The following is a 25598-nucleotide window of genomic DNA, read 5'->3' as shown; positions in this document are numbered from 1 at the left end:
TCAGATAGCTTGTCCCACCAGAGTGTCGATGCTCCACCGCAGATTCAAAAGTTCTGTTTTCAGATTTTGAGACGACTGGAAATGCCGACAAACAGGAGGTGTGGGAGCCGCCGTAGCGGCCACAATGGTGTCCGATTCGGATGCCGGGAACCGGCTGATCGAGCTACACGCGAAACCTGAACGACGCGGCGAACAGCAGGGGTACGCCGCTTCTCAGCAGACCAAGTGCATATATAAGCCAGATTTCGGACGCGGTGAGCTGCGTGGTTCCGCCATGCCTTCGCGCGTCCGGGTAGGAATAAGGGGTCATGCGATGCATCTGAAGTCAGACGGAACCGCCGATGGCGAACCGGGATTGATTCCGCTCTCGAGCGCGCAGTACGGCATGTGGCTCGCGGATCATGTGCCCGGTGGACCGGCTGTCAACATCGCACACTACGTCGAGATCGATGGCCCGGTGGACCACGACGCGTTCACCCGCGCGGTGAACGACGGCGGGCACGAAACCGAGTCCCTCGTGGTGCGGGTGATCGAATCCGACGGACGCCCTTATCAATTCGTGGACCGCGGCATCATCTACGACGAGCCGGTGCTGGATTTCAGCGATGCGGAGGATCCGATCGCGGCGGCGATGGAGTGGATGCGCCGCGACTACAACACGAAGGCGGTCGATCTCAGTCGCGACCGGCTCACCCGGACCAGGCTGATCCGGGTCGGCGAGGACCACTACTTCTGGTACGGCCGCGCGCATCATCTGGTGGTCGACGGGTACGGCGCCTTCAACAGTCTCACCCGAATGGCCGAGCACTACAACGCGCAGCTGGAAGGCAGGCCACCGACGCGGCTGGACGCGGCGAGTCTGCACGACATCGTCGAAGCGGAGCGCGTCTATCGCGCCGGCTCGCGGTACCAGGCGGACAAAAAATATTGGCTGGACAAGGTTTCCGATCTGCCGACACCGGTGAGCCTGTCCGGCCGAACGGCACGTTCCGGCAAGGTGGACCGCGTCGCAGGCCTGCAGCTCCCGGCGCACCTGTCCGACCGGCTCGACCGCTTCGCCGACGAGGTGAACGCATCCGCCGCGCAGGTGGTGATCGCGGCGTTCGCGGCGTTTCTCGCCCGGATGACCGGCACCGAGGATGTCGCGCTGTCGCTTCCGGTGACCGCCCGGGTGACCAAGCGCCTGCGCAACTCCGCCGCGATGTTGGCCAACATGGTGCCGATTCGTTTCGCCGTGCGCCATTCGACCACCGTGGAGGAGCTGGTCCGCGCCTCGGTGTCGGAGCTCGTCTCGGCCATGCGCCACCAGCTGTACCGGTTCGAGGATCTGCGCCGCGACTCGGCCGCGATCGATTCGTCGGCGAACTCGTTCGGCCCGATCGTGAACATCTTGTTCTTCGACTCGGAGATTCGCCTCGGCTCGGCCGTCGGCCGCTACCGCGCGCTGACCTCGGGCGCGCTCGACGATCTGCAGCTCAACCTGTACCGCTCGGGCGCGGACGCGCCGCTGCTCATCGAATTGCACGGCAATCCGAACCTCTACGGGCAGGACGAACTCGAGTCGCACGCCGACCGGTTCCTGGATTTCCTGCAGCGGATGATGGACTCGTCCCTGGACACCCGCATCGGTGACATCCAGCTGGTCGGCCCCGCCGAGGAATTGCGCATCGTCGAGGAACTCGCCGGTCGCGACGGTGAATCCCCTTCGGCCACACTGGTGGATCTGCTGACCCGGCAAGCGGCGGCGACTCCGTCCGCGGTGGCCGTGACGTCCGAGGCGACCAGTCTCACCTACCGCGAGCTCGACGAACGATCCACCCGGTTCGCCCGCGGGCTCATCGCACTCGGCGCGGGACCGGAAGCACTGGTGGCCATCGCGATGCCGCGCGACGCCGACCTGATCGTCGCCGTGCTCGGCGTGCTGAAATCGGGCGCGGGGTACCTTCCGCTGGACACCGCCCATCCGGCCGAGCGGCTCGAATACGTACTGGACGACGCGAACCCGATCGCCGTGGTGACCACGCGGGGCATGCGCGAGCACGTGCCGGGCGATCCCGGCCGCGTCGTGCTGTTCGACGACGTTCTCGCCGCGGAGCAGGCCGCCGACCCGATCACCGATGCCGATCGGACCGGCCCGCTGCGTCCCGATCACCTCGCCTATGTCATCTACACGTCCGGGTCGACCGGCCGGCCGAAGGGCGTATCGATCACGCACCGTGCCGTGTCCACCTACCTGGTGAATTCGTGCGCGGAGATCGGGATTCGATCCGACGACGTCTGGACGCTGTTCCACTCCTTCGCCTTCGACTACTCGGTCTGGGAGATCTTCGGCGCGCTGGTCACCGGCGGCCGGATCGTGGTCGTGGACAGCCTCACCACCCGTTCGCCGGACGACGTGGTGCGCCTGGCGGCGCGGGAGAAGGTCACCGTCTTCAGCCAGACGCCGTCGGCGTTCTATCAGTTCGCGGCCGCGCGCCAGCGGTACGCGCACGCGGGAGAGCCGGAAGGCGAACTGTCGCTGCGGCTGGTCGTCTTGTCCGGCGAAGCTCTCGATCCCGCCGGGCTGGCCGACTGGTACGAGCACAACCCGGACCTGCCGGTGCTGGCCAACAGTTACGGCATCACCGAGACCACCGTCTTCGTCACCTACACCGCCCTCACGCCGGACGTCGCCGTCCCGGGCGCGCCGAGCACGGTCGGCCCGGCATTGCCGGGCCTGCGAACCTACGTCCTGGACGAGCGGTTGCGTCCGTGCCCGCTCGGCGCGTGGGGCGAGATCTACGTCGCGGGAACGCAGCTGGCTCGCGGCTATCTCAACCGACCGGCGTTGAGCGCGGGACGTTTCGTCGCCGACCCCTTCGGCGGTGCGGGCAGGCGTCTCTACCGCAGCGGCGACGTGGCGCGCTGGAATCACCGGGGCGAACTGGAGTATCGCGGCCGCGCCGACCAGCAGGTGCAGTTGCGCGGGTTCCGGATCGAGCTGGACGAGATCCGCAACGCCCTGCTGGCCCACGACAGCGTCGCCGCGGCGGTCGTCGTGGTGCATCTGCCCGGCACGGAGGCGGCACGGCTGGTGGGATACGTCGTACCCGCCGTCGGCGCCACCTGCGAGCCGGACGATTTGCGCACCCACGTCGGCGGGATGCTGCCGGAGTACATGGTGCCGTCGAGCGTCGTCGTGATCGACGCGGTGCCGCTGACCGTGAACGGCAAAGTGGATCACCGGGCACTGCCCGAGCCGGTGTTCGATTCGGCCGCGGCCTACGTCGCTCCCCGCACGGTCGTCGAGGAGTCGATCGCGGACGTCTTCGCCGAGGTGCTCGGCACCGACCGGGTGGGCGTGTTCGACAGCTTCTTCGACCTCGGCGGCAACTCGATCACCGCGACCAGCGCGGCGGTGCGCATCGCGGAAGCGACCCGGTGCGATGTGTCGGTGCGCGACCTGTTCGTCAAACAGACCATCGCGGAACTCGCCGCGCACATCGAGGACGGACACCGTTCCGGCAGGCCCGCGCTGCGGGCGGCGGGCAGACCCGATCCCATTCCGCTCGCGCCGGCGCAGAACAGGATGTGGCTGGTCAACCAGACCGACCCGACCTCGGCCGCCTACAACATCCCCCTGATCGTCCAGCTCACCGGACGTCTCGACGTGGCGGCGCTGCGTGCCGCGCTGACCGACGTGATCGATCGGCACGAATCGCTGCGCACCGTCTACCCCGCGGTGAACGGCGAAGGGACACAAGTGATTCTGCCTGCCGACGAGGTTGTCGCTGGGCTCGACCTGACGCCGCGGCCGACCGACCCGGACGAGATCGAGGGCCGAATCCGCGACCTGGCTTCGGTCGGGACCGATCTGCGCGAACGCGCTCCGATCCGGGCGGCGCTGCTCGCGACCGCCGACCGCACGCGGCATGTCCTGGCCGTGGTCCTGCACCACATCTGCTGCGACGGATCGTCGCTGCGGCCCCTCGCGGCGGATGTCGCCGTCGCCTACGAGGCGAGGGCGCAGAAGAAGATCCCGGACTGGGAACCGCTGAGCGTCCAGTACGCCGACTACAGCGTCTGGCATCGCAGCCTGCTCGGCGACCCGGACGACCCGGATTCCCGGGCGGCCCGCCAATTGCGGTACTGGTCGCAGCGTTTGGCGGGGATGCCGCCGGTCTTGGAGCTGCCGGCCGACCGGCCGCGTCCGGCCCGCCGGACCATGCGCGGCGACGTCGCGGACACGGTGATCCCCGCGGAGACCTTCGCCGGAATCGAGCGGCTGGCGCGCGCGGCCAACGTCACGACGTTCATGGTCGTCCACGCCGCCCTGGCCGTGCTGCTGGCGCGGATGTCGGGCTCGGCGGACATCACCATCGGCACGCCGGTCGCCGGTCGCGGCGAACGCGCGCTCGAGCCGCTCATCGGCATGTTCGTCAACACCGTGCCATTGCGTACCGAGGTGTCCGCCGAGGAGTCGTTCACCGAGTTCCTCGCACGCGTCAAGGGCATCGACGTCGACGCCTTCGCCAACAGCGACCTGCCCTACGAACGTGTCGTGGACGAACTGCATCCGAAGCGGTCCCCGGCGTACGCGCCGCTGTGCCAGGTGTATCTCGCGTTCGAGAACATGGACCGGGCGAACTTGGAGCTGTCCGAGCTCACCGTCGAGCTGCTGGACCCCGGCGCCGAACCGGCGAAGGTGGACATCATCGTCACCGTCGCCGAGAACACCGCCGCGGGCGGCGATGTCGCGCTGCGCGTCAACTACGCGACAGACCTGTTCGATGGGGAGACCGTCGAAGAGCTCGCCGAACGACTGAATCGGGTGCTCGACGCGTTCGTGGCGAATCCACGGGCCCGAGTCGGCGACGTGGATTTGTTGTCGGGAGTCGAGCGTCTGGGATTGGTCCCTGCCTCCGGTGGTCGTGCCGAGCCGCCCCGGGTGCTGGCGGATGTGTTGCTGGTGGGTGAACGCACCGCGCCTGCCGTGGTGGCGGGGGATCGCGTGCTCTCCTACGGGGAGTTGGACGACTGGTCGAATCGTCTCGCGCGGGTCCTGATCGACTGGGGGGTGGGGCCGGGGGATCAGGTCGCGCTGGCCATGGGGCGGTCGGTCGAGTTCGTGGTCGGTGTGTGGGCGGTGGCGCGGGCGGGCGCCGCGTTCGTGCCGGTCGATCCGCGCTATCCGAGCGAGCGGGTCGCGCACCTGGTCGCGGACGCGAATATCGAGGTCGGGCTCACCGTCGAGGCGTCGTGCGGCATGCTTCCCGGTCACGTGCGGCAATTGGTTCTCGACCATCCTGGCACCGAGGCGTTCCTCGCGGCGCAGTCCCCGGCTGTGGTGACCGACGCGGAACGGGTGCGGGCCTGCCGTGTGGCCGACGCGGCCTACGTGGTGTACACCTCGGGCTCGACCGGCAGGCCGAAAGGCGTGGCGGTCACCCACGAGGGCTTGGCGAATTTCGCGATCGAGCAGCGTGAGCGGTATCGGGTGGATCGCAGGTCACGCGTGTTGCAGGTGGCGGCGCCCGGCTTCGACGCGGTGATGCTCGAGTTGCTCATGGCGCACGCCAACGGCGCGGTGCTGGTCGTCTCGCCGCCGGAGGTGTTCGCCGGGGCGCAGCTGGCGGAATTGATTCGCGCACAAGAGGTCTCGCACGCGTTCGTGACGCCCAGCGTGCTGGCGACGATGTCGCCCGCCGGACTCGATTCGCTGCGGGTGCTGGTGGCGGGCGGAGAAGCGGTATCGGCCGAGACGGTTTCGGTATGGGCGCCGGGGCGTCGGCTGCACAACGGGTACGGGCCGACCGAGACCACGATCATGGTGGCGATCAGCGATCCGCTGTGCGTCGGCGACCCGGTGACCATCGGCGGCCCGATCCGCGGCGTCGACGCGGTGGTTCTCGACGAGCGGTTGCGGCCCGTCCCGGTCGGGGTGACCGGACAGCTGTACGTCTCGGGCGTGCAGCTGTCGCGCGGGTACCTCAATCGTCCCGCCTCGACCGCCGCCACGTTCGTCGCCAACCCGTACGGTCCCGCGGGCACCCGCATGTACGGCACCGGTGACCTGGCGCGCTGGACCGCCGACCACACCTTGGAGTACCTGGGGCGCACCGACTTCCAGGTCAAGATCCGCGGACAGCGCATCGAACCGGGCGAGATCGAAGCCGTCCTCGCCGGGCACCCCACCGTCGCGGCAGCCGTCGTGGTGGGCGTGCACGCCGAGACCGGGTCACGCCTGGCGGCGTACGTGGTGCCCGCCGACGGCGTGGTCGATACCGCGGAACTGACCAGGTATGCGGCGCAACGCCTGCCGTCGCACATGGTGCCGGACACGGTCATGGTGCTCGACACGCTCCCACTGTCGGCGGTGGGCAAAGTCGATCGCGCCGCCCTGCCGGAACCTGAATTCGCCCCCGCCGTGGAGTTCGTCGCGCCGCGCAACGCCACGGAGCAGATCGTGGCCGACATCTGCGCGGGCGTGCTGGGCGTCGAACGCGTCGGCGTGCTCGACGGTTTCTTCGATCTCGGCGGCAACTCGCTGTCGGCCACCCGCGCGGCCGCGCAGCTCAGCGGTGCGTTCGGCGTCGAGGTGCCGCTGCGCGCGATCTTCGAGACGCCGACCATCGGGGCGCTGGCGGAGCGCCTGCGCAGTGCCGACGCGGCGACCAGGGCGCCGCTGGTGCCGCAGGAGCGCCCGGACCGGATCCCGCTCTCACCCGCCCAGGCCAGGATGTGGTTTCTCAATCAGTTCGACACGAGCTCACCGGTGTACAACATCCCGCTGGTCGTGCGGATGTCGGGAGACCTCGACGTGGCCGCGATGCACGCGGCGATCGCGGATGTGCTCGAACGGCACGAGGCGCTGCGCACGGTGTACCCGGACAGCGACAGCGGGCCGCATCAGATGATCGTGTCGGTGCCGACGGCGCTGCCGCCGCTGACGCCGGTGGCGGTCACGGCCGGTGCGGTCGAGGCGCGCGTCGCCGCCGAGGTCGCTGTGGGCTTCGACGTCACCACTGAGGTTCCGTTCCGGGTCGCGTTGTTGCGCAGCGCGGCCGACGAGCATGCCTTGGTGCTCGTGGTCCATCACATCAGCTTCGACGGGTCCTCGCTCGCGCCGCTGGCCGCGGACCTGATGGCCGCTTACCGTGCCCGGGTCGGGAACGAAGCGCCGCAGTGGGCCCCGTTGCCGGTGCAGTACGCGGATTACGCGTTGTGGCAACGGAAGCTGCTCGGCAGCGAGGACGATCCGCACAGTCCGACCGTCGCCCAGACCCGGTACTGGATCGCGGCTCTCGCCGATCTGCCCGAGGTACTGGATCTGCCCACCGACCGTACGCGGCCCGCGAAGCAGTCGTTCCGGGGCGCGACGGTCTCGGCCACCCTCCCCGCGGATCTGCACCGCGAGGTGATCGCGCTGGCCCGCAGCCACGACGCGACGGTCTTCATGGTGATGCACGCCGCCTACGCGGCGCTGCTGGCGCGGTTGTCCGGTACCGGGGACATCGCGGTCGGCACACCGATCGCCGGTCGTGGCGAGCCGGGGTTGGACGGCCTGGTCGGGATGTTCGTCAACACGCTGGTGTTGCGGACGTACATCGAACCCGGCGCGTCCTTCGTCCGGATCCTGGACCAGGTCCGGGCCACCGACCTGGCCGCCTTCGAGAACGCCGACATCCCGTTCGAGCGTCTGGTCGAGGTGCTGAATCCGCCGCGCTCGACGGCACACGCGCCGTTGACGCAGGTGGGCTTCTCGTTCCAGAACATCGAGATCCCCACGGTGCGGTTCGAGGGCCTGACGGTCTCGGCGCGGATGGCCGATCCCAGCGTGGCGAAGTACGACCTGCACCTGAATCTGGTCGACGCCTTGGCGGCGGATGGCGAGCCGGGGGACATGGCGGTCGAATTCGGCTACGCGACGGATCTGTTCGACGAGTCGACGGTCGAGTCGATGTTCGACCGCTATCTGCTGTTGCTGCGCGCGATCGTCGGTGACCCCACCCGCGCCATCGGCGACATGGATCTGCTGACCGCCGAAGAGGCGCACCGGATCGCGGCCCGGTCGAGCGGCGTACGGACGCAGGCTCCGTCAGCGACGATCGCGGACCTGTTCGCCGCACAGGTAGCCGCGACGCCGGAACACCCGGCGGTGCTCGACGCCGCCGGTGGTGCCCGGCTCGACTACCGGGAATTCGGGGCACGGGTGAATTCGCTGGCCCGCGCGCTGATCCGGCGCGGCATCGGACCGGAGACCATTGTGGCGGTGGCGATGCGCCGCTCGGTGGACCTGCTGGCCACGCTGTACGCCATCCACGCGGCGGGCGCGGCCTACTTGCCACTGGACCCGGACCATCCGGCCGACCGGGTGAGTTCCGTCCTCTCCGCCGCGCGTCCCGCCGCGATTCTCACCCGTACGGCCGATCGGGCGAGTCTGCCCGGCGGCGTGCCGGTCTGGACGCTCGGCGAGCTGGAGGCCGAGCGCCTGGACGCGTCGGCGCTGACCGATGCCGATCGGATCCGGCCGCTGCGCCCGGACGATCTGGCCTACGTCATCTACACCTCCGGTTCGACGGGTGTGCCCAAGGGCGTGGCGGTTCCGCACGCCGCGGTGGTGAACCAGCTGCGCTGGATGCGCGATCACTATCGGCTCGGTGGCGACGACGTCATGCTGCTGCGCACCCCGGTGACGTTCGACCTCTCCGTCTGGGAACTGTTCTCCGCGCCGACCTGCGGCGCTGCCTTGGTGGTCGCCGGTCCCGACGCGCACGGCGATCCGCGCGAGATCGCCCGGCTGATGGCCGAGTATCACGTGACCACGGTGGATTTCGTCCCGTCGCTGCTCGCGGCGTTCCTCGAGGTGGCAACTCCGGATCAGTTCCCGGACCTGCGGCGCGTACTGTGCATCGGTGAGGCGTTGTCCGCAGAGATCGCGCGCCGCTTCCGGGATTTCAGCGACGCCCGCATCGACAACCTGTACGGCCCGACGGAAGCGGCGGTCAGTGTCACCGCGCACCGGATCGACGTGGTCGAAGGCGCGACCGTGCCGATCGGCGTGCCCGAGGCGAATGTCACGGTGCACGTGCTGGACTCGCGGCTGCATCCCGTGCCGGTCGGCGTCACCGGCGAGCTGTACCTGGGCGGCGTGCAGCTTGCCCGCGGATACCACGAACGCCCGGACCTGACGGCCGCGACGTTCGTCGCCGATCCCTCCGGCGCCGCGGACGGCGCGCGTCTCTATCGCACCGGTGACCTCGTGCGCTGGGACGGCGACGGCAACCTGCGCTATATCGGCCGCGCCGACACCCAGGTGAAGGTGCGCGGCCTGCGGATCGAACTCGGCGACATCGAAGCGGCGCTGCTCGCGCACGAGCAGGTGCGCGCGGCCGTCGCGCAGATACGCGGCGACGGCGGTGAGCAGCGGCTGGTGGCCTACGTCGTCGCGGATGGCGCGCTCGACGCCCGGCAGGTCCGGAATTCGCTGCTGGACCGCCTGCCCGCCTATATGGTGCCGTCGTCGGTGACCCGGATCGACTCGATTCCCCTCAATGCCAACGGCAAGGTGGAGTATCGAGCGTTGCCCGAGCCGGACCCGAGCGCCCAGGACACCGAGTTCCGGGCGCCGCGAGGTCTGATCGAACAGGCGATCGCCGCGGTTTTCGCGGAACTGTTCGACCGCCCCGAAATCGGCGCGGACGACGATTTCTTCGAGTTGGGCGGCAACTCGCTGGTCGCGACGCGCGCGCTGAGCCGGATCGGGGACGTCGTGGACGTGACCATTCCGGTGCGCGCGATCTTCGAGGCACCGACCGTGTCGGGGCTGGCCGAGCGCATCACCCAGTTGCGCGCGGTCCCGAGTCTGCCCGCGCCGACGCGGGTCACGCGGCCGGACCGTATCCCGCTGTCGCACGCGCAGACCCGGATGTGGTTCCTCAACCAGTACGACCCCGCCGCGCCCGGATATGTCGTGCCACTGGCGATCCGGCTGGAAGGCGCGCTCGATCCGGCCGCGTTGACGGCCGCTGTCGGCGATGTGCTCGAGCGGCACGAGAGCTTGCGCACCATGTATCCCGCGGTCGACGGCACGCCCACCCAGGTCGTGCTGAACGCCGAAGACGTGCTCGCGACCTGCGATCTCACCCCGCAGGCCGTCGGTGAGCGGGAACTGCCGCACCGGCTGGCCGAATTCTGCGGCACCGGATTCGACGTGGCCGAGGGTGTGCCGCTGCGGGTGGCGCTGTACCAATTGTCCGACGAGGCGTGGACGCTCGCGCTGGCCGCGCACCACATCAGTTGTGACGGCTTCTCGGTGGCCCCGCTGGCGGCCGACCTGGTGACGGCGTACCGGGCGCGCTCCGGCGGTACCGCGCCGGATTGGGCGCCGCTGCCGGTGCAGTTCGCCGACTACGCCTTGTGGCAGCGAGCGGTCCTCGGTTCCGCGGACGACCAGGACTCGCCGGTGGCCCGCGACATCGCTTACTGGCGAACGCAACTCGCGGGCGTACCGGAGCTGCTCGAATTGCCGACCGACCGGCCGAGGCCGATCGAGCAATCCCAGCGCGGGGCGGTGATCCAGGTCGCCATACCCGGTGAACTGCAAGGGCGGGTGGAATCGCTGGCACGGCGCTCCGGTGCCACCACGTTCATGGTGGTGCACGCGGCCCTGGCGGTGTTGCTGTCGAGGCTGTCCGGCAGCGACGACGTCACCGTCGGTGTGCCGCACGCGGGCCGGGGCGACCGGTCGCTGGACCACCTGGTCGGCATGTTCGTCAACACCTTGGTGCTGCGGTCGCGGGTCACGCTCGACCAGACGTTCGCGAGTCTGCTGGACCAGGTGCGGCGCACCGACATCGAGGCGTTCGATCACGCCACCGTGCCGTTCGAGCAACTGGTGGACGCGCTGAACCCGGTGCGATCGACCGCGCATACGCCGTTGTTCCAAGTGCTGCTGGCCTACCAGAACATGACCCGGGCTCGCGTCGAACTGCCGGGACTCACCGTGGAGAACGTGGACCCCTGCGACAGCGCGGCGATCTATGACCTGTTGCTGATGGTCAGCGAAGGCCACGGCACGCACAACGAGCCGACCGGCATGACGTTGCGCCTGACCTACGCCACGGATCTGTTCGACGAGGACACGGTGCGCGGCTTCGCCGACCGGTTCGTCCAGGTCCTCGATACCGCGGCCCGCGATGCCGAGGCCACCGTCGGGGAGATCGGCCTGCTCGACGAGGCGGAGCGGTCTCGAGTGCTGGAGCGGTGGAACGACACCGGTGGCTCGGCCGCACCGGGCCGGACGCTCGTCGACGTCTTCGACGAACAGGTCGCGCGCACCCCGGACGCCACGGCGCTGCGGCTTCCGGACGGAAGTACGTCGACCTACCGGGATTTCGACGCACGCGTCAACCGGCTGGCTCGCTGGCTCATCGGGCGCGGTGCCGGGCCGGAGACGATCGTGGCGGTGGCGGTCCGCCGATCGGCCGAGCTGGTCACGGCACTGTACGCGGTCGTGAAGGCGGGCGCCGCGTTCCTGCCCATCGACCCGGATCACCCGAGCGCGCGGATCGCGCACGTCCTCGGCGCGGCCGATCCTCTGCTGGTGCTCACGACCGCGGACGACGGCCAGGGCCTGCCCGACGGATTCGAGTACGCGCGGATCGACCGGCTGGACGTGACCGGTCTGTCCGGCGCTCGGATCACGGACGCGCAGCGCCGCACACCGCTGCGGCCGAACCATCTGGCTTATGTGCTGTTCACCTCCGGGTCCACCGGGGTGCCCAAGGGCGTGGCGCTGACCCATGCCGCCACCGTGAGCCAGCTGGCGTGGGCCCAGCAGCGGTGGCCGCACGGAACGTCCGACGCGGTGCTGCACAAGACGCCGATCACGTTCGACATCGCCGTGTGGGAGTTGTTCTGGCCGTTGCAGACCGGCGCGCACATCGTCGTGGCCGAACCGGGCGGACATCGCGATCCCGTTCACCTGGCGAAGGTCATCGCACGGCACGAGATCACCACCGTGCACTTCGTCCCGTCGATGCTCGATGTCCTGCTGGAATCGGCCGGGGTCGCGGAACTGCCCTCGATCCGGCGGGTGTTCGTCGCGGGTGAGGCGCTGGCGCAGCGCACGGTCGACGCCGCGGCGCACGTCTTCACGCACGCGGAGCTGGTGAACTGGTACGGGCCCGCGGAGGCGGAGGTGGTCACCGCGCAGCGGTGCGCGCCGGGTGCGTCGGCCGTCGCGGCGGTGCCGATCGGAGCGCCCGCCGGCGGCATGAAGGTCTACGTGCTGGATTCGCGGTTGCGGCCGGTGCCGGTCGGGGTCGTCGGGGAGCTGTACGTCTCGGGTGTCCAATTGGCGCGCGGATACCACGCGCGCGCCGATCTCACCTGCGGCGCCTTCGTCGCCAACCCATTCGGCGTTGCGGGACAGCGGCTGTACCGGACCGGTGACCTGGTCCGGTGGCGCAAGACCGGCGAGCTGGAATACCTGGGGCGCGGCGACTTCCAGGTGAAGGTGCGCGGTCAGCGGGTGGAGCCCGGTGACATCGAAGCCGCGCTGCGCGCCTGCGGGCAGGTAGCGCGTGCCGTGGCCATCGTGACGACGGAGCGCATCGTCGGTTACGTGACGTTGGCGCCGGGCGCGGTCATCGACGGCCGCGCGATCCGCGAAGAGCTGACCCGGACGCTGCCGTCCTACTTGGTTCCGGACGTCGTGCAGGTGCTCGACGCGATGCCGCTCACCGCGAACGGCAAGCTCGACCGGTCGGCGCTGCCGCGGCCGGTGTTCGACGACGGGGCGGACTTCGTCTCGCCGCGCACCGACGGCGAGGTGGTGCTGGCGCGTCTGGTCGCCGAACTCACCGGCGCGGAACGGGTGAGCGTGACCGCGAATCTCTTCGAGATCGGTGTCAACTCGCTGTCGGCCGCTCAGCTCGCGGCGCGGGCACAGGCGGTCGTCGGTGTCGATGTCGGCATCAAGGACGTCTTCGATGCGGCGACCATCGCCGCGCTGGCGGAGCGGATCTCGGCACGGACCAGATCCACCGCTGTTGCGCTGACCGCGCGGCCACGCACCGGCGCGATCCCGTTGGCGACGGCGCAACGGCGGATCTGGTTCCTCAACCAGTTCGACACCTCCTCGGCGGCCTACAACATCTGCTTCGCGGCCCGCCTGACCGGGCCGCTGGACACGGAGGCACTGCGTGCCGCGTTCCTCGACGTGGTGACCAGGCACGAGCCCTTGCGGACGGTGTATCCGCTCGTCGACGGCGAGCCCTGCCAGGTGGTGCGGGAGGTCGCGACGATCGCCGCGGACATGGCTTTCGAACCGGAGCCGGTCGTCGGCGAGACGGAACTCGCCGACCGCATGCGGAACGCGGTCGAGGCGGGATTCGACATCGCGGAATCGGTACCAGTGCGTGCGCGGTTGTATCGCACCGCGACGCGGGAACATGTGCTGGTGGTGGTGGTCCATCACATCGCCGCCGACGGAGCGTCGATGGCTCCGCTCGGCCGCGACGTGTTCGCCGCGTACCGGGCGCGGGTGGGCGGCCATGCGCCCCGGTGGGAGTCGCCGGTGGTCCAGTACGCCGACTACGCGATGTGGCAGCAGGAGCTGCTCGGCTCCGAGGACGATCCGGCGTCGCTGATCGCGCGGCAGATCGATTACTGGACGGACGCTCTTGACGGTTCCCCGGAGCTGCTCGCCCTGCCGACGGACCGGCCACGCCCCGCCACCCTCTCGACCGACGGCGGCAACGTCCGGTTCGAGCTGCCCGCGCGGCTGCACGACGACATCGTGCGGCTGGCCCAGCGCGAGGGTGTCACGGTGTTCGTCGTCCTGCACGCGGCCCTGTCGATCCTGCTGGCGCGCACCGCGCACAGCGACGACATCTCGGTCGGCACGCCGGTCGCCGGTCGCGGCAGGCCGGAACTCGACGATCTGGTCGGCATGTTCGTGAACACCGTGGTGCTGCGGACCCGCATCGACGAAGATCGCTCGTTCCGGGAGCTTCTCGCCGTAGTGCGCGATGTCGACCTCGAAGCGCTCGCCCACGCCGACCTGCCCTACGAGCGGCTCGTCGACGTCATCGGCCGTCCGCGTTCGACGGCGTATTCGCCGCTGTTCCAAGTGATGTTCGGGTTGCAGAACACCGGAGCGGCCCGATTCGAGCTGCCCGGAATCGACGTCGAGATCATGGACCCCGGCATCGCGCAGGCCAAAGCCGACCTCACCGTGCTGGTGACCGAGCGGCGCGAAGGCGATCGGCCCGCCGGAATCGACGGCGAGATCATCTACGCCACCGATCTTTTCGTCCAGTCGACCGCGCATGCTCTGGCGGAGAGGTTCATCCGCGTTCTCGAGGCGGTCACCGCCCATCCCGCGCGGGCGATCGGCCACATCGATCTGTTGAGCGCCGCCGACACCGAACGCTTGGTGCCCGCGCGGGGCGGCGACGACGCGCGGCCTTGCTTGCTGCCGGATCTGCTGGCGACGGCCGTGGCATCGGCTCCGGCGGCGGTGGCCCTGATCGGGGACGGCGAAGCCCTCACGTACGCGGAGCTGGACGTCAGGGCCAACCGGCTCGCTCGTCACCTGCTCGCCCAGGGAGTCGGGCCGGGAGTGTTCGTGGCGCTTGCCGTGCCACGCTCGATCGAGTATCACGTCGCCATGTGGGCGATCGCGAAGACCGGCGCCACGTTCGTCCCGGTCGACCTGCGCTACCCCGCCGAGCGGATCGCGCACATGGTGAGCGATTCCGGCGTCCGCGTCGGGCTCACGCTCGCGACCGCACGCGGGGAGCTGCCGGACGCGATGCTCTGGCTGATGCTCGACGATCCGCGCACGGCGCAGGAGATCACGGCGCGGTCCGGCGCGGCGGTGACCGATGCGGAACGCGGACGTGTGCTGCGGATCGAGGACGCCGCCTACCTGATCTACACGTCCGGTTCGACCGGAACGCCCAAGGGTGTCGTGGTCACCCATGCCGGGTTGGCGAACTTCGCGGCCGAGCAAACCGAACGCTACCGGGTCGACGGCACGTCCCGGGTGCTGCAAGTGGCGGCGCCCGCGTTCGACGCGGTGCTGCTCGAAGCGCTGATGGCGCATGCGGCGTGCGCGGCGTTGGTCGTGTCGCCACCGGAGGTGTTCGGCGGGCCGGATCTGGCCGCGCTGATCCGGACGCATCGGGTGTCGCACGCGTTCCTGACGCCGAGCGTGCTGGCGACCATGGCGCCCGCGGGTCTCGAGTCGGTGCGGATGCTCGCGGTCGGCGGCGAGATGGTGCCCGCGGAGCTGATCGCCACCTGGGCGCCGGGTCGCCGGTTGCACAACATCTACGGCCCGACCGAGACGACGATCGTGATCACGATGAGCGATCCGGTGCGGCCGGGCGATCCGATCGCGATCGGCGGCCCGATTCGCGGCGCGGAGGCCTTGGTGCTGGACGCGCGCTTGCGCCCGGTGCCGGTCGGAGTCGCGGGGGAGCTGTACCTGTCGGGTGCGCAGCTGGCGCGCGGCTACCTCAACCGGCGTTCGGTCACGGCCGGTGCGTTCGTCGCGAATCCGTACGGTAGGCCGGGCGGGCGGATGTACCGCACCGGGGACATCGTCCGCTGGACGACGCGGCGCACGCTCGAATACGTCGGCCGCAGCGACTTCCAGATCAAGATCCGTGGCCAGCGCATCGAACTCGGTGAGATCGACGCGGCGCTGCTCACGCATCCGGCGGTGGCCGCCGCGGTGACCGTCAGCCGCACGGGGCCGGGCGGGCACCCGGTGCTGGCCGCGTACATCGTGACCGAAGCCGCGACGGTCGCCGACCCGGAGACCGTGCTCGAACACGTCGCGTCGGTATTGCCCGCGCACATGGTGCCGTCGGTGCTCACCGTGCTCGATCGCATGCCGATCACCTCGACCGGCAAGGTGGATCGGAAAGCGTTGCCGGAGCCGGTCTTCCGCGCCGACGGAGACGCGGAGGCGGCGTCCACGGATCTGGAACGCACCGTCGCGGCCGCGTTCGCGGATGTTCTCGGCGTCGCGTCGGTCGGTGTCTCCACCTCGTTCTTCGCCCTCGGCGGCGATTCGATCCTGTCGATCCAGCTGGCTTCCCGGTTGAAGTCGGCAGGTGTCGTGGTGACGGCGCGGGACATCTTCGAGCAGAAGACCGTCCGTGGCCTGGCGCGGGTCGCCGCGGCCGCCGAACGGTCTTCGCTCGCGGAGTTGCCTGGTGGCGGCGTGGGCGAGATCCCGTTCACCCCGGTGGTTTCCTGGTTCACCGAGCGTCTCGGCGCCGCTCCCCGGTTCGCTCAGTCGATGCTGGTGCGCTTGCCGCGCGACGCGCGAGTCGAGGACGTGACCGCGACGGTGCGGGCGGTGCTGCGACAGCACGACATGCTGCGCGCGCGGCTGCGCGAACAGTGCTTGGAGGTGCCGCGGCCCGAGGCCGCGGATGCCGCGGACGTGGTGCTGACCCGCACCTTCCGCGCGCACGAGACCCCGGGCAGTGACGGTTTCACCGCGGTGGTGGAAGCGGCGCTGGCCGAGGCGTCGGACCGCCTCGACCCGGCGGCGGGCCGGATGGCGCAGGTCGTGTGCCTGCTGCCCGAACCGGGCCTCGACGCCGAGGCGCGGGCGCTCGTGGTCGTCCATCACCTCGTGGTCGACGGTGTGTCCTGGCGAATCCTGATTCCCGACTTCGCGACAGCCTGGCAGCAGGTCACGCGGGGACGAACGGTGGAATTGCCCGCGCAAGGGACATCCATGCGCCGATGGGCGCACGCGCTGGCCGATGCCGCCGCGGCCCGTGCCGGGGAGTTCGACCTGTGGCACCGGATGGGTGCGGCGCCGGATCCGCTGCTCGGCAGCGTGGTGCTCGATCCCGCCGTCGACACCCAGTCGACCGTGCGGCATCTGACGGTGTCCCTCCCGGTGGACGTCACTTCGGCATTGCTCGACGCGGTGCCGAAGGCCGCGCACGGCAGCGTCGACGACGCGTTGCTGGCCGGCCTGGCCGTGGCTGCGACGCGCTGGCGCCACCGGCGCGGTATCGCGCACGCGGGTGTGAAAGTCCTCTTGGAGGGGCACGGCCGCGCGGAACAGATCGCCGAGGGAGCGGATGTCTCCCGCACGGTGGGCTGGTTCACCAACACCTACCCCGTGGCGCTCGACCTGAGCGGGGTGAATGCGGATGATCCGCGTGCCGCGGTGAAATCCGTGAAAGACCAGTTGCGCGTGATCCCGGACAAGGGGATCGGCTACGGCCTGTTGCGTTACCTCCACGCCGACACCCGCGACCGGCTCGCGGCGCTGCCGGAGCCGCAGATCGGTTTCAACAATCTCGGCCGCGTCGGCGTCGACCTCACGACGCTGCCGGACCTCGCGTGGATTCCGACCGACGAGCCGTTCGACCGGTGGTCGGCCTTCGATCCCGACATGCCCGTGGCGGCGGCCGTCACGATCGACGTGAACATCGTGGACACCGAAGCGGGACCGCGCCTGTCGGCGCGGATCGGCTACGCGTCCCGGCTGTTCGAGCGCGACGACGTGGCCGAACTCGCCGACGAATGGATCGGCGCGGTGACCGGGATCGCGACCGCGGCCCTCACGAACGAGGACTGGGGCTTCTCACCCGCCGACGTTCCACTCGTCGAGGTCACACAATCCGACCTGGACGGGTTCGCCGGCCGCTACGGAGCGCTCGGCGATGTCTGGTCGCTGGCGCCGCTGCAGGCGGGACTGCTGTTCCATGCCGAACTCGCCGCGGGTGATCTCGACGTCTACACCGCGCAATCGACGCTCGCCCTCGCCGGTGTGATCGATGCGGATCGGCTGGAGCGCTCCGCCGCGGCCTTGCTGGAGCGTCATCCGAATCTGCGAGCCGCCTTCGTGCGCACGGCCGATGGCACTCCGGCGCAGGTGATTCCGGCGGCCGCCGCCGTGCGCTGGCGGCGGGTCGATCTGCGCGACGGCACGACGACCCCCGAGGAGCTGATCGCGGCCGAGCGGGCGGTCCCGTTCGATCCCGCCGATCCTCCGCTGCTGCGGTTCCTGCTGATCGCCGTGGCGCCACAGGACTTCCGGCTGGTGCTGACGGCGCACCACCTGCTGTTGGACGGCTGGTCGTTGCCGTTGCTGTGGCGCGAGTTGATCGGCCTCTACGCGGTGAGTGCGCGGGCCGAGCTGCTGCCCGCCGCGGCGTCGTACCGCGGCTACCTGGAATGGCTGGATCGGCGCGAGCCGTCGACCGGCATCGAGGTGTGGCGGGAGGTCCTGCGCGATTTCACCGAACCGACGGTGATCGCCGACGCGCGCACGCACACGACGGTCGGCATCCCGGTCGACCTGGCGGTGGTGCTGGATCGTGCCGTCACCGCGGAACTGGTGGAATTCGCTCGGGCACGGGCGGTGACCATGTCGACGATCGTGCAGTTCGCCTGGGCGGTGGTCCTGGGGAACCTGCTCGGCACCGAGCGTGTGGTGTTCGGCAGCACGGTGTCGGGACGTCCCGCCGACCTGCCCGGCGTGGAATCGATGATCGGCTTGTTCATCAACACGATTCCAGTGGCCGTGCACCTCCCGCGAACCTGGACCGTCGAGGACGCGCTGCGGCGGTTGCAGGCCGACAACACCCGCCTGCTCGATCACCACGACGTCGAACTGTCCCGGATCCTGGCGGACACGGGCGCTGCCCAGCTGTTCGACACGCTGGTCGTCTTCGAGTCGTATCCGGTCGACAGCAGCGGCCTGGGCGACGCGGACATCGACGGCATGCGGGTGGTCGCGGCCGACGGAAGCGACGCAGCGCACTATCCGATCACGGTGCAGGCGCACCAGACCGATCAGCTGCACGTCATGATCCGCTACCAGCGGGCCCGCGTGGACGACTCGACGGCCGCCGGTCTGGCCGCCCGGCTGGAGACCGTGCTGCGCGCCATCACGACCGATCCGGGCGCGCTGCTGGGCGCGGTCGACCTGCTGACCGCGGCCGAGCGCCGTGACCTGGTACCCGCCACCGGCGGACCCGCCGCGGCGCCCCGGGTCCTCGCTGAGCTGTTGGCCGCCGGTGTCGCGGTGGATCCCGAAGCGGCAGCGATCGTTTCGGACGGGCACACGATGTCGTACGCCGAGTTGGACGCCTGGTCGAACCGTGTCGCGCGCGAGCTGATCGACTGGGGTGTCGGCCCCGGCGACCAGGTGGCGTTGGCGATGGCCCGATCGGTGGAACTCGTGGTCGGCATGTGGGCGGTCACCAAGACCGGCGCCGCGTTCCTGCCCGTGGATCCGCGCAACCCCGCCGAACGCGTCGGGCACATGGTCGCAGACTCGCAGGTGCGGGTCGCGGTCACGGTCGAGGCGTGGCGAGAGCTGGTTTCCGGCCCCGTCCGGCGGCTGGTACTCGACGATCCGGAAACCCGCAAAGCGATCGAGGCGCGGTCCTCGGACGCGGTGACCGACACGGATCGAACACGGACGCCGCATGTTCACGACACCGCGTACGTGCTGTACACCTCGGGCTCGACCGGGACGCCTAAGGGCGTCGCGGTCACCCACGAGGGGCTGGCCAATTTCGCGGCCGTGGAACGTGACCGTTTCGGCGCGGACAGCCGGTCGCGAGTACTGCACGCGTCCGCTCCCGGTTTCGACGTCGTGGTCCTCGAGTTGCTGCTGGCCCACACCAACGGCGCGGTACTCGTGGTCGCGCCGCCGGAAGTGTTCGGCGGCCCCGAACTGGCGGAATTCATTCGGCAGCAGCACGTCTCGCACTGCTTCCTGACGCCGAGCGTGCTGTCGACGATGCCACCGGAGGGGTTGGATCGCCTGCGGGTGCTGATGGCCGGTGGCGAGGCCGTGACGCCGGAGATCGTCACGCAGTGGTCGCCGGGCCGGCGACTGCTGAACGGGTACGGCCCGACCGAAACGACGATCCTGGCCGGAATCGGTGGCCCGCTGCATCCCGGTGCGGCCGTCACGATCGGTGGTCCGATCAGCGGCGTCGAGGCTGTCGTGCTGGACGCCTGGCTGCGGCCGGTGCCGGTGGGCGTGGTCGGCGAGTTGTATCTCGCCGGTGTGCAACTGGCCCGCGGATACGTGAACCGCCCGGTGGCGACGTCGAACGCGTTCGTCGCGAACCCGTTCGGTGCGCCGGGATCCCGCATGTACCGCACCGGCGACCTGGCTCGCTGGACGCCGGAGCACACCGTGGAGTACCTCGGTCGTCGCGACTTCCAAGTCAAGATTCGCGGTCAACGGATCGAGCTCGGTGAGATCGAGGCTGTGCTGGCCGCGCAACCCGGCGTGGAACACGCGGTCGTCGTGCTGCGCGAAGACGAGCGCGGCGTCGGCAGACTCGTCGGCTACCTGGTCGGCGCCGAGAACCTGGATCCGGAGGAGATCAGGGCGGCCGCGCGACTGCGGCTGCCCACGCACATGGTGCCCGACATCTGCGCGGTGCTCACCGAATTCCCCCTCACCAGAACCGGAAAGCTCGACCGCCTGGCACTGCCCGCGCCGCGGTTCTCGGCGGCACGGGCCTGGACCGCACCGGGTACGGAGACCGAACGGCAAGTCGCGGAAGTCTTCGGAAGCGTCCTCGGCATCGACCGGGTGGGGGCGGGCGACAGCTTCTTCGACCTCGGCGGCAACTCGTTGTCGGCGACGCGGGTGACCGCACAGTTGGGTACCGCGCTCGGAGTGAGCGTGGGCGTTCGCGACCTGTTCGAAGCGCCCACGGTCGCCGGACTCGCCGCCCGTCTGGACGCCTCCGAGCGGACGGTCCGCGCGCCACTGGTGCCGCGCACCCGCTCCGGGCTGGTGCCGTTGTCGCCGGCGCAACAGCGGATGTGGTTCCTCAACCAGCTCGACACCTCCGTCGGCGCGTACAACATCCCGCTGGTGATCCGGTTGACGGGCGAACTCGACATCGACGCGTTGCGGCGCGCGTGCGAGCTGGTCCTCGATCGGCACGAGTCATTGCGAACCAGATTCCCGATGACCGACGGGACGCCACATCAGGTCGCGGTCCCCGTCGAAGAGGTCACGATCGGGCTGACCGCCGTACCGGTCGAGGCGGATCGGCTGATGGAGCGAGTACTCGCCACCGTCTCGGCGAGTTTCGATGTGACACAGGCGCCTCCGCTGCGCATGGCGTTGTTCCGGCTCGGAGCCACCGAGCACGTCTTGGTCATCGCCGTGCACCACATCTGTGCCGACGGGCAGTCCATGATGCCGCTCGCGCGAGACGTGGCGGTGGCCTACCAGGCGAGCAGACAAGGGACACAACCGATCTGGCCCGCTCTCGCGGTCCAGTACGCGGACTACACGCTCTGGCAGCGCGATGTACTCGGCGACGAGCGCGACCCGGGCTCGGTCATGTCCCGGCAGTTGCGCTTCTGGAAGGACACCCTCGCCGGGCTGCCCGAACTGCTCGAACTGCCCACCGACCTGCCGCGTCCGCCGGTGGCGTCGATGCGTGGCCGGACCGTGGATTTCGAGATCTCCGCCGCGTTGCGGGAACGAATCGGCGCGCTGGCGCGCGCGGCGAACGCGACTGTCTTCATGGTCGTGCACGCCGCGCTGGCCGTCCTGCTGTCGCGGTCGGCCGGTGTCGGCGATGTCGCGGTGGGTGCTCCGGTGGCCGGACGCGGGGAGCGCGAACTCGATGATCTGATCGGCATGTTCGTCAACACCCTCGTGCTGCGGTCACGGGTGTCGTCGCGTCAGTCGTTCGCCGAGCTGCTCGCGGCGACGCGGGAAACGGATCTGGCGGCGTTCGCCCATGCCGACGTGCCGTTCGAGCAGGTGGTGGAGGCGATCAATCCACCGAGGTCCACGGCCCATCTGCCGCTGTACCAGGTGACGCTCGATGTGCAGAACCTGAGCAAGGCCGCGTTGGAACTGCCGGGCCTCACCGTCGAGCCGGTCGAGAACGGCTTCGAACCGGCGCAGGCCGACCTGAACCTGAATCTTGTCGAAGGCTCCGGCGCCGGTGGGCAGGCGGAGGGCATCCGAGGTCGCCTGACCTACGCCACCGATCTCTTCGTCGAGGAGACGATGACCCGGTTCGCGGCGGCCTTCGTGCGGATCCTGGAGCAGGTGACCGCCGATCCGGAGGTCGCCGTCGGTGACATCGACCTCGTGGGCCCACAGCAGCGTCGCGAGCTGCTCGGCGCGGCCGGTGTCGCCGGGGTCGCCGTGCCGGACACGACCCTCGCGGAACTGTTCACCATCCAGGCCGTCGCGCGACCGGACGCGGTCGCGGTGACCGACGGCGAGTCGCGGCTGACCTACGCGGAGCTGGATCGGCGCTCCGCCGCGGTGGCCGCTCGGCTGGCGGAGCGGGGAGTGGGTCCGGAATCGCTGGTGGCCGTGGCGTTGCCGCGGTCGGCGGACCTGGTCGTCGGCCTGCTCGGCGTCGTGCGCGCGGGTGCGGGATATCTGCCGCTGGATGTGGCGTATCCGCCTGAGCGATTGCGTTTCATGCTCGACGATGCTCGTCCGGCCGCGGTTCTGACCTCGGCGGACCTGGCCGCCGCGATGCCGGAGTGCACCGCGCCGGTACTGCTCATCGAGGAGTGCGCGAACGACGACGCGGCGGCCTCCGATTCGGTGGGGTCGCCTGCGCGGCCGGGCAACGTCGCCTACGTGATCTACACGTCGGGATCGACGGGCCGCCCGAAGGGCGTGACTGTCGGCCACCGGGAAGCGGTCACCCTGTTCACCAACGCGGCCGAGAGATTCGACCTCGGACCCGACGACGTGTGGACGATGTTCCATTCCTACGCCTTCGATTTCGCGGTGTGGGAGATCTGGGGCGCGCTGCTGTCCGGCGGCAAGGTGGTCGTGGTCGACTACGACACCTCCCGGTCGCCGGAGGCGTTCGTGGACGTCGTGGCGCGGGAGGGCGTGACCGTGTTGAGCCAGACGCCGTCGGCGTTCTACGGATTCGTCGACGCGGAGCGCCGCTATCGGGAATCCGGCTGCCCCGCAGGAGATCTCGCCTTGCGTTATGTCGTTTTCGGTGGCGAGGCGCTGGACGCGTCGCGGTTGGACGACTGGTTCGCCGCGCACGCGCCTGGCATGCCACGGCTGATCAACATGTACGGCATCACCGAGACGACCGTGCACGTCACGTTCTCCGAAGTGACGCGGGCGAGCTCGGGCGGCATCGGTGTGCCGCTGCCCGGGCTGCGGGCGTACGTTCTCGACGACCGGCTGCGTCCGGTGCCGATCGGTGTTGCCGGAGAGATCTATGTGGCTGGTGGGCAGCTTTCCCGGGGATATCTGGGGGCCGCCGCACTGACCGCGGGCCGATTCGTGGCGAATCCCTTCGATCCCGACGGCGCCCGGCTCTATCGATCCGGGGATGTCGGTCGCTGGCGGAAGTCCGCGAGCGGGCTGGAGTTGGCGTACGCGGGCCGGGCCGACGCGCAGGTGCAGTTGCGTGGTTTCCGCATCGAACTCGGCGAGGTGGAGTCGGCGCTGTTGCGCCATCCGCTCGTCACCCAGGCCGCGGTCACGGTGCACCGGCACGATCGCGGTGTCGATCAGCTGATCGGCTACGTCGTCGGCGTCGACGGCGAGCGGATCGATCCGGCGGAGGTCCGCGAGGCCGCCGCCCAGGTGCTGACCGGCTACATGGTGCCCGCGACGATCATGGTGTTGCCCGCCCTGCCGTTGACGGTCAACGGCAAGCTCGACCGAAAAGCACTGCCCGACCCCGAGTTCGACGAGTCGACGATCGCGTTCGTGGCTCCGAGGACCCACACGGAGAAGGTGATCGGCGACGTCTACGCGCAGGTCCTCGGCGTCCAGCGGGTCGGGGCATCGGACGGCTTCTTCGATCTCGGCGGCAACTCGCTGCTGGCCACCATGGTGGTGACCGAGTTGCGCGGCCGCGGCGTGACGATCCAGTTGCCGTGGATGTTCGACGACGCGACGCCGCGAGCCCTGGCGGCACGGGCCGACGGCACGGCGGGCGGTTCGGGGCTGCAAGTATTGCTGCCGCTGCGCGCGCACGGCCCGAAGCCCGCGGTGTTCGCGGTGCACCCCGCGGGCGGACTGGCGTGGTTCTACGGCGGAATGGCCGAACATCTGCACAAGGACCGGCCGGTCTACGGCTTGCAGGATCCCCATGTCGTGGCGGGCGAACCCGGTGCGCGTTCCGTCGACGAACTCGCGGAACGCTATGTCGCCGAGATCCGCCGAGTGCAGCCGAGCGGGCCGTACCACCTGCTGGGGTGGTCGCTGGGCGGTGCGATCGCGCATGCCGTCGCGGTCCGGCTCCAGCGGGAAGGACAGCAGGTCGGCATGCTGGCCATGATGGACAGCGCGGCCGGCGACTCCGAGGCGCTGGCCGCGGCGATGAGCGGCACCGCGGACGAGCCCGCGCCGAGCGAACTGATGGCCGATCTGCTCGGTGGCTGGCGTGAGCTGTTCGACCTCGGCGCCGAGGTGACCGCGCAGACCCACGAGCAGGCCTGGGCGGTGATCCGCGATCAGGTGACCGCCACCGGGATGTTCACCGCCGAACAGGTCGACCGGGTGATGGAGAGCTTCCGGACCGCGAGCGATATCGCCCGGGAGCACCGGCCGGGTGTCTTCGACGGCGATCTGATCTTCTTCACCGCAGGAAAAGACCGCGCGGACCACGACGCCGTCGTGCGGACGTGGCGGCCGTTCATCACCGGCGATCTGCACAACACGGTCGTCGACGCACGACATCTCGAGTTGACCCATCCGCACGCACTGGCCGTCATCGGCCCGATCCTCGAAAGGTTCGCGAACGCATGCTGAAGACTCTCGATCAACTCCAGCAACTCCGGCTCGAGGACGGCAGGACGGTCGCCTGTACCAGTCCGGCCGAGGCGCGGATGTTGTGGGGCGAGATGTCGACCGACGGCTTCTATCGGCTAGCGGCCGCGCTGCTGCGTCCCGGGGACATCGCACTGGACATCGGCGCGAACATCGGGCTGAGCGCGATGATGTTCGCCGAGACCTGCCCCGGCGTCCGGGTGATCGCCGCCGAGCCGGCCCCGGCGACCTTCGACTGTCTGCAGCGCAATATGGCCGCTCATGTGCCGGACGGCGTGCCGTTGCAAGTCGCGGTCGGCGCGGCGCCCGGCAGCGCGCCGTTCACCTGGTACCCACGGGCGTCGGCCAATTCGGGTCTCTACGCCGACCGCGCGGCCGACGACCGGGCCACCGAGATCTACCTGCGCAACAGCGGCCTGAACGACGAGGCGATCGCTCTCATCACCGCCGGGCTGCACGAAGGCGAGCGAATGGAGGTCGAAGTCACCACCGTTTCGGCGATACTCGACGAGCACGGCGGGAACGCGGAGGTCGGCTTGCTCAAGGTCGACGTCGAGCGAGCGGAGCTCGATGTCCTGCGCGGCATAGCCGCCGCGGACTGGCCGCGTATCCGTGCCGTCGTCGCCGAGGTGCACGATCGGGACGACCGCTTGGCCCAGTGCCGCGAATTGTTGAGCGGACATGGTCTGTACGCGCGAACGCGCCAAGACCCGAGCCTGGCCGGAACCGAACTGCACGAGATCTACGCCGTCAGACCGGAGAGCGTCTGACGGTCCCGCGCCGTCTTGCTCCATCTCGGCAC

2 protein-coding genes are annotated in these 25598 nt (G+C 69.8%); both read left to right on the top strand.

The features are described from left to right. The first annotated feature begins 313 nt into the window (after positions 1-313). Positions 314-24778, top strand: a complete 24465-nt coding sequence (locus tag ACFV2O_RS24115) for a non-ribosomal peptide synthase/polyketide synthase (protein WP_379253753.1) — start codon at positions 314-316, stop codon at positions 24776-24778. Then, positions 24772-25566: an FkbM family methyltransferase gene (locus tag ACFV2O_RS24110; protein ID WP_355075341.1), complete on the top strand. Its 795-nt coding sequence runs from the start codon at positions 24772-24774 to the stop codon at positions 25564-25566. The genes ACFV2O_RS24115 and ACFV2O_RS24110 overlap by 7 nt, the downstream gene beginning before the upstream one ends. The last annotated feature ends 32 nt before the right edge of the window (positions 25567-25598 follow it).

It is taken from the genome of Nocardia sp. NPDC059691 (genome assembly GCF_042733915.1).
GTDB classification, from domain to species: Bacteria; Actinomycetota; Actinomycetes; order Mycobacteriales; family Mycobacteriaceae; genus Nocardia; species Nocardia sichangensis.
This window is presented reverse-complemented; position numbering and strand designations above follow the sequence as displayed.

What these genes read in the sequence shown, in the direction of transcription:
- ACFV2O_RS24115 (WP_379253753.1), top strand. Translation starts at nt 314, where the DNA reads ATGCATCTGAAGTCAGACGGAACCGCCGATGGCGAACCGGGATTGATT.
- ACFV2O_RS24110 (WP_355075341.1), top strand. Translation starts at nt 24,772, where the DNA reads ATGCTGAAGACTCTCGATCAACTCCAGCAACTCCGGCTCGAGGACGGC.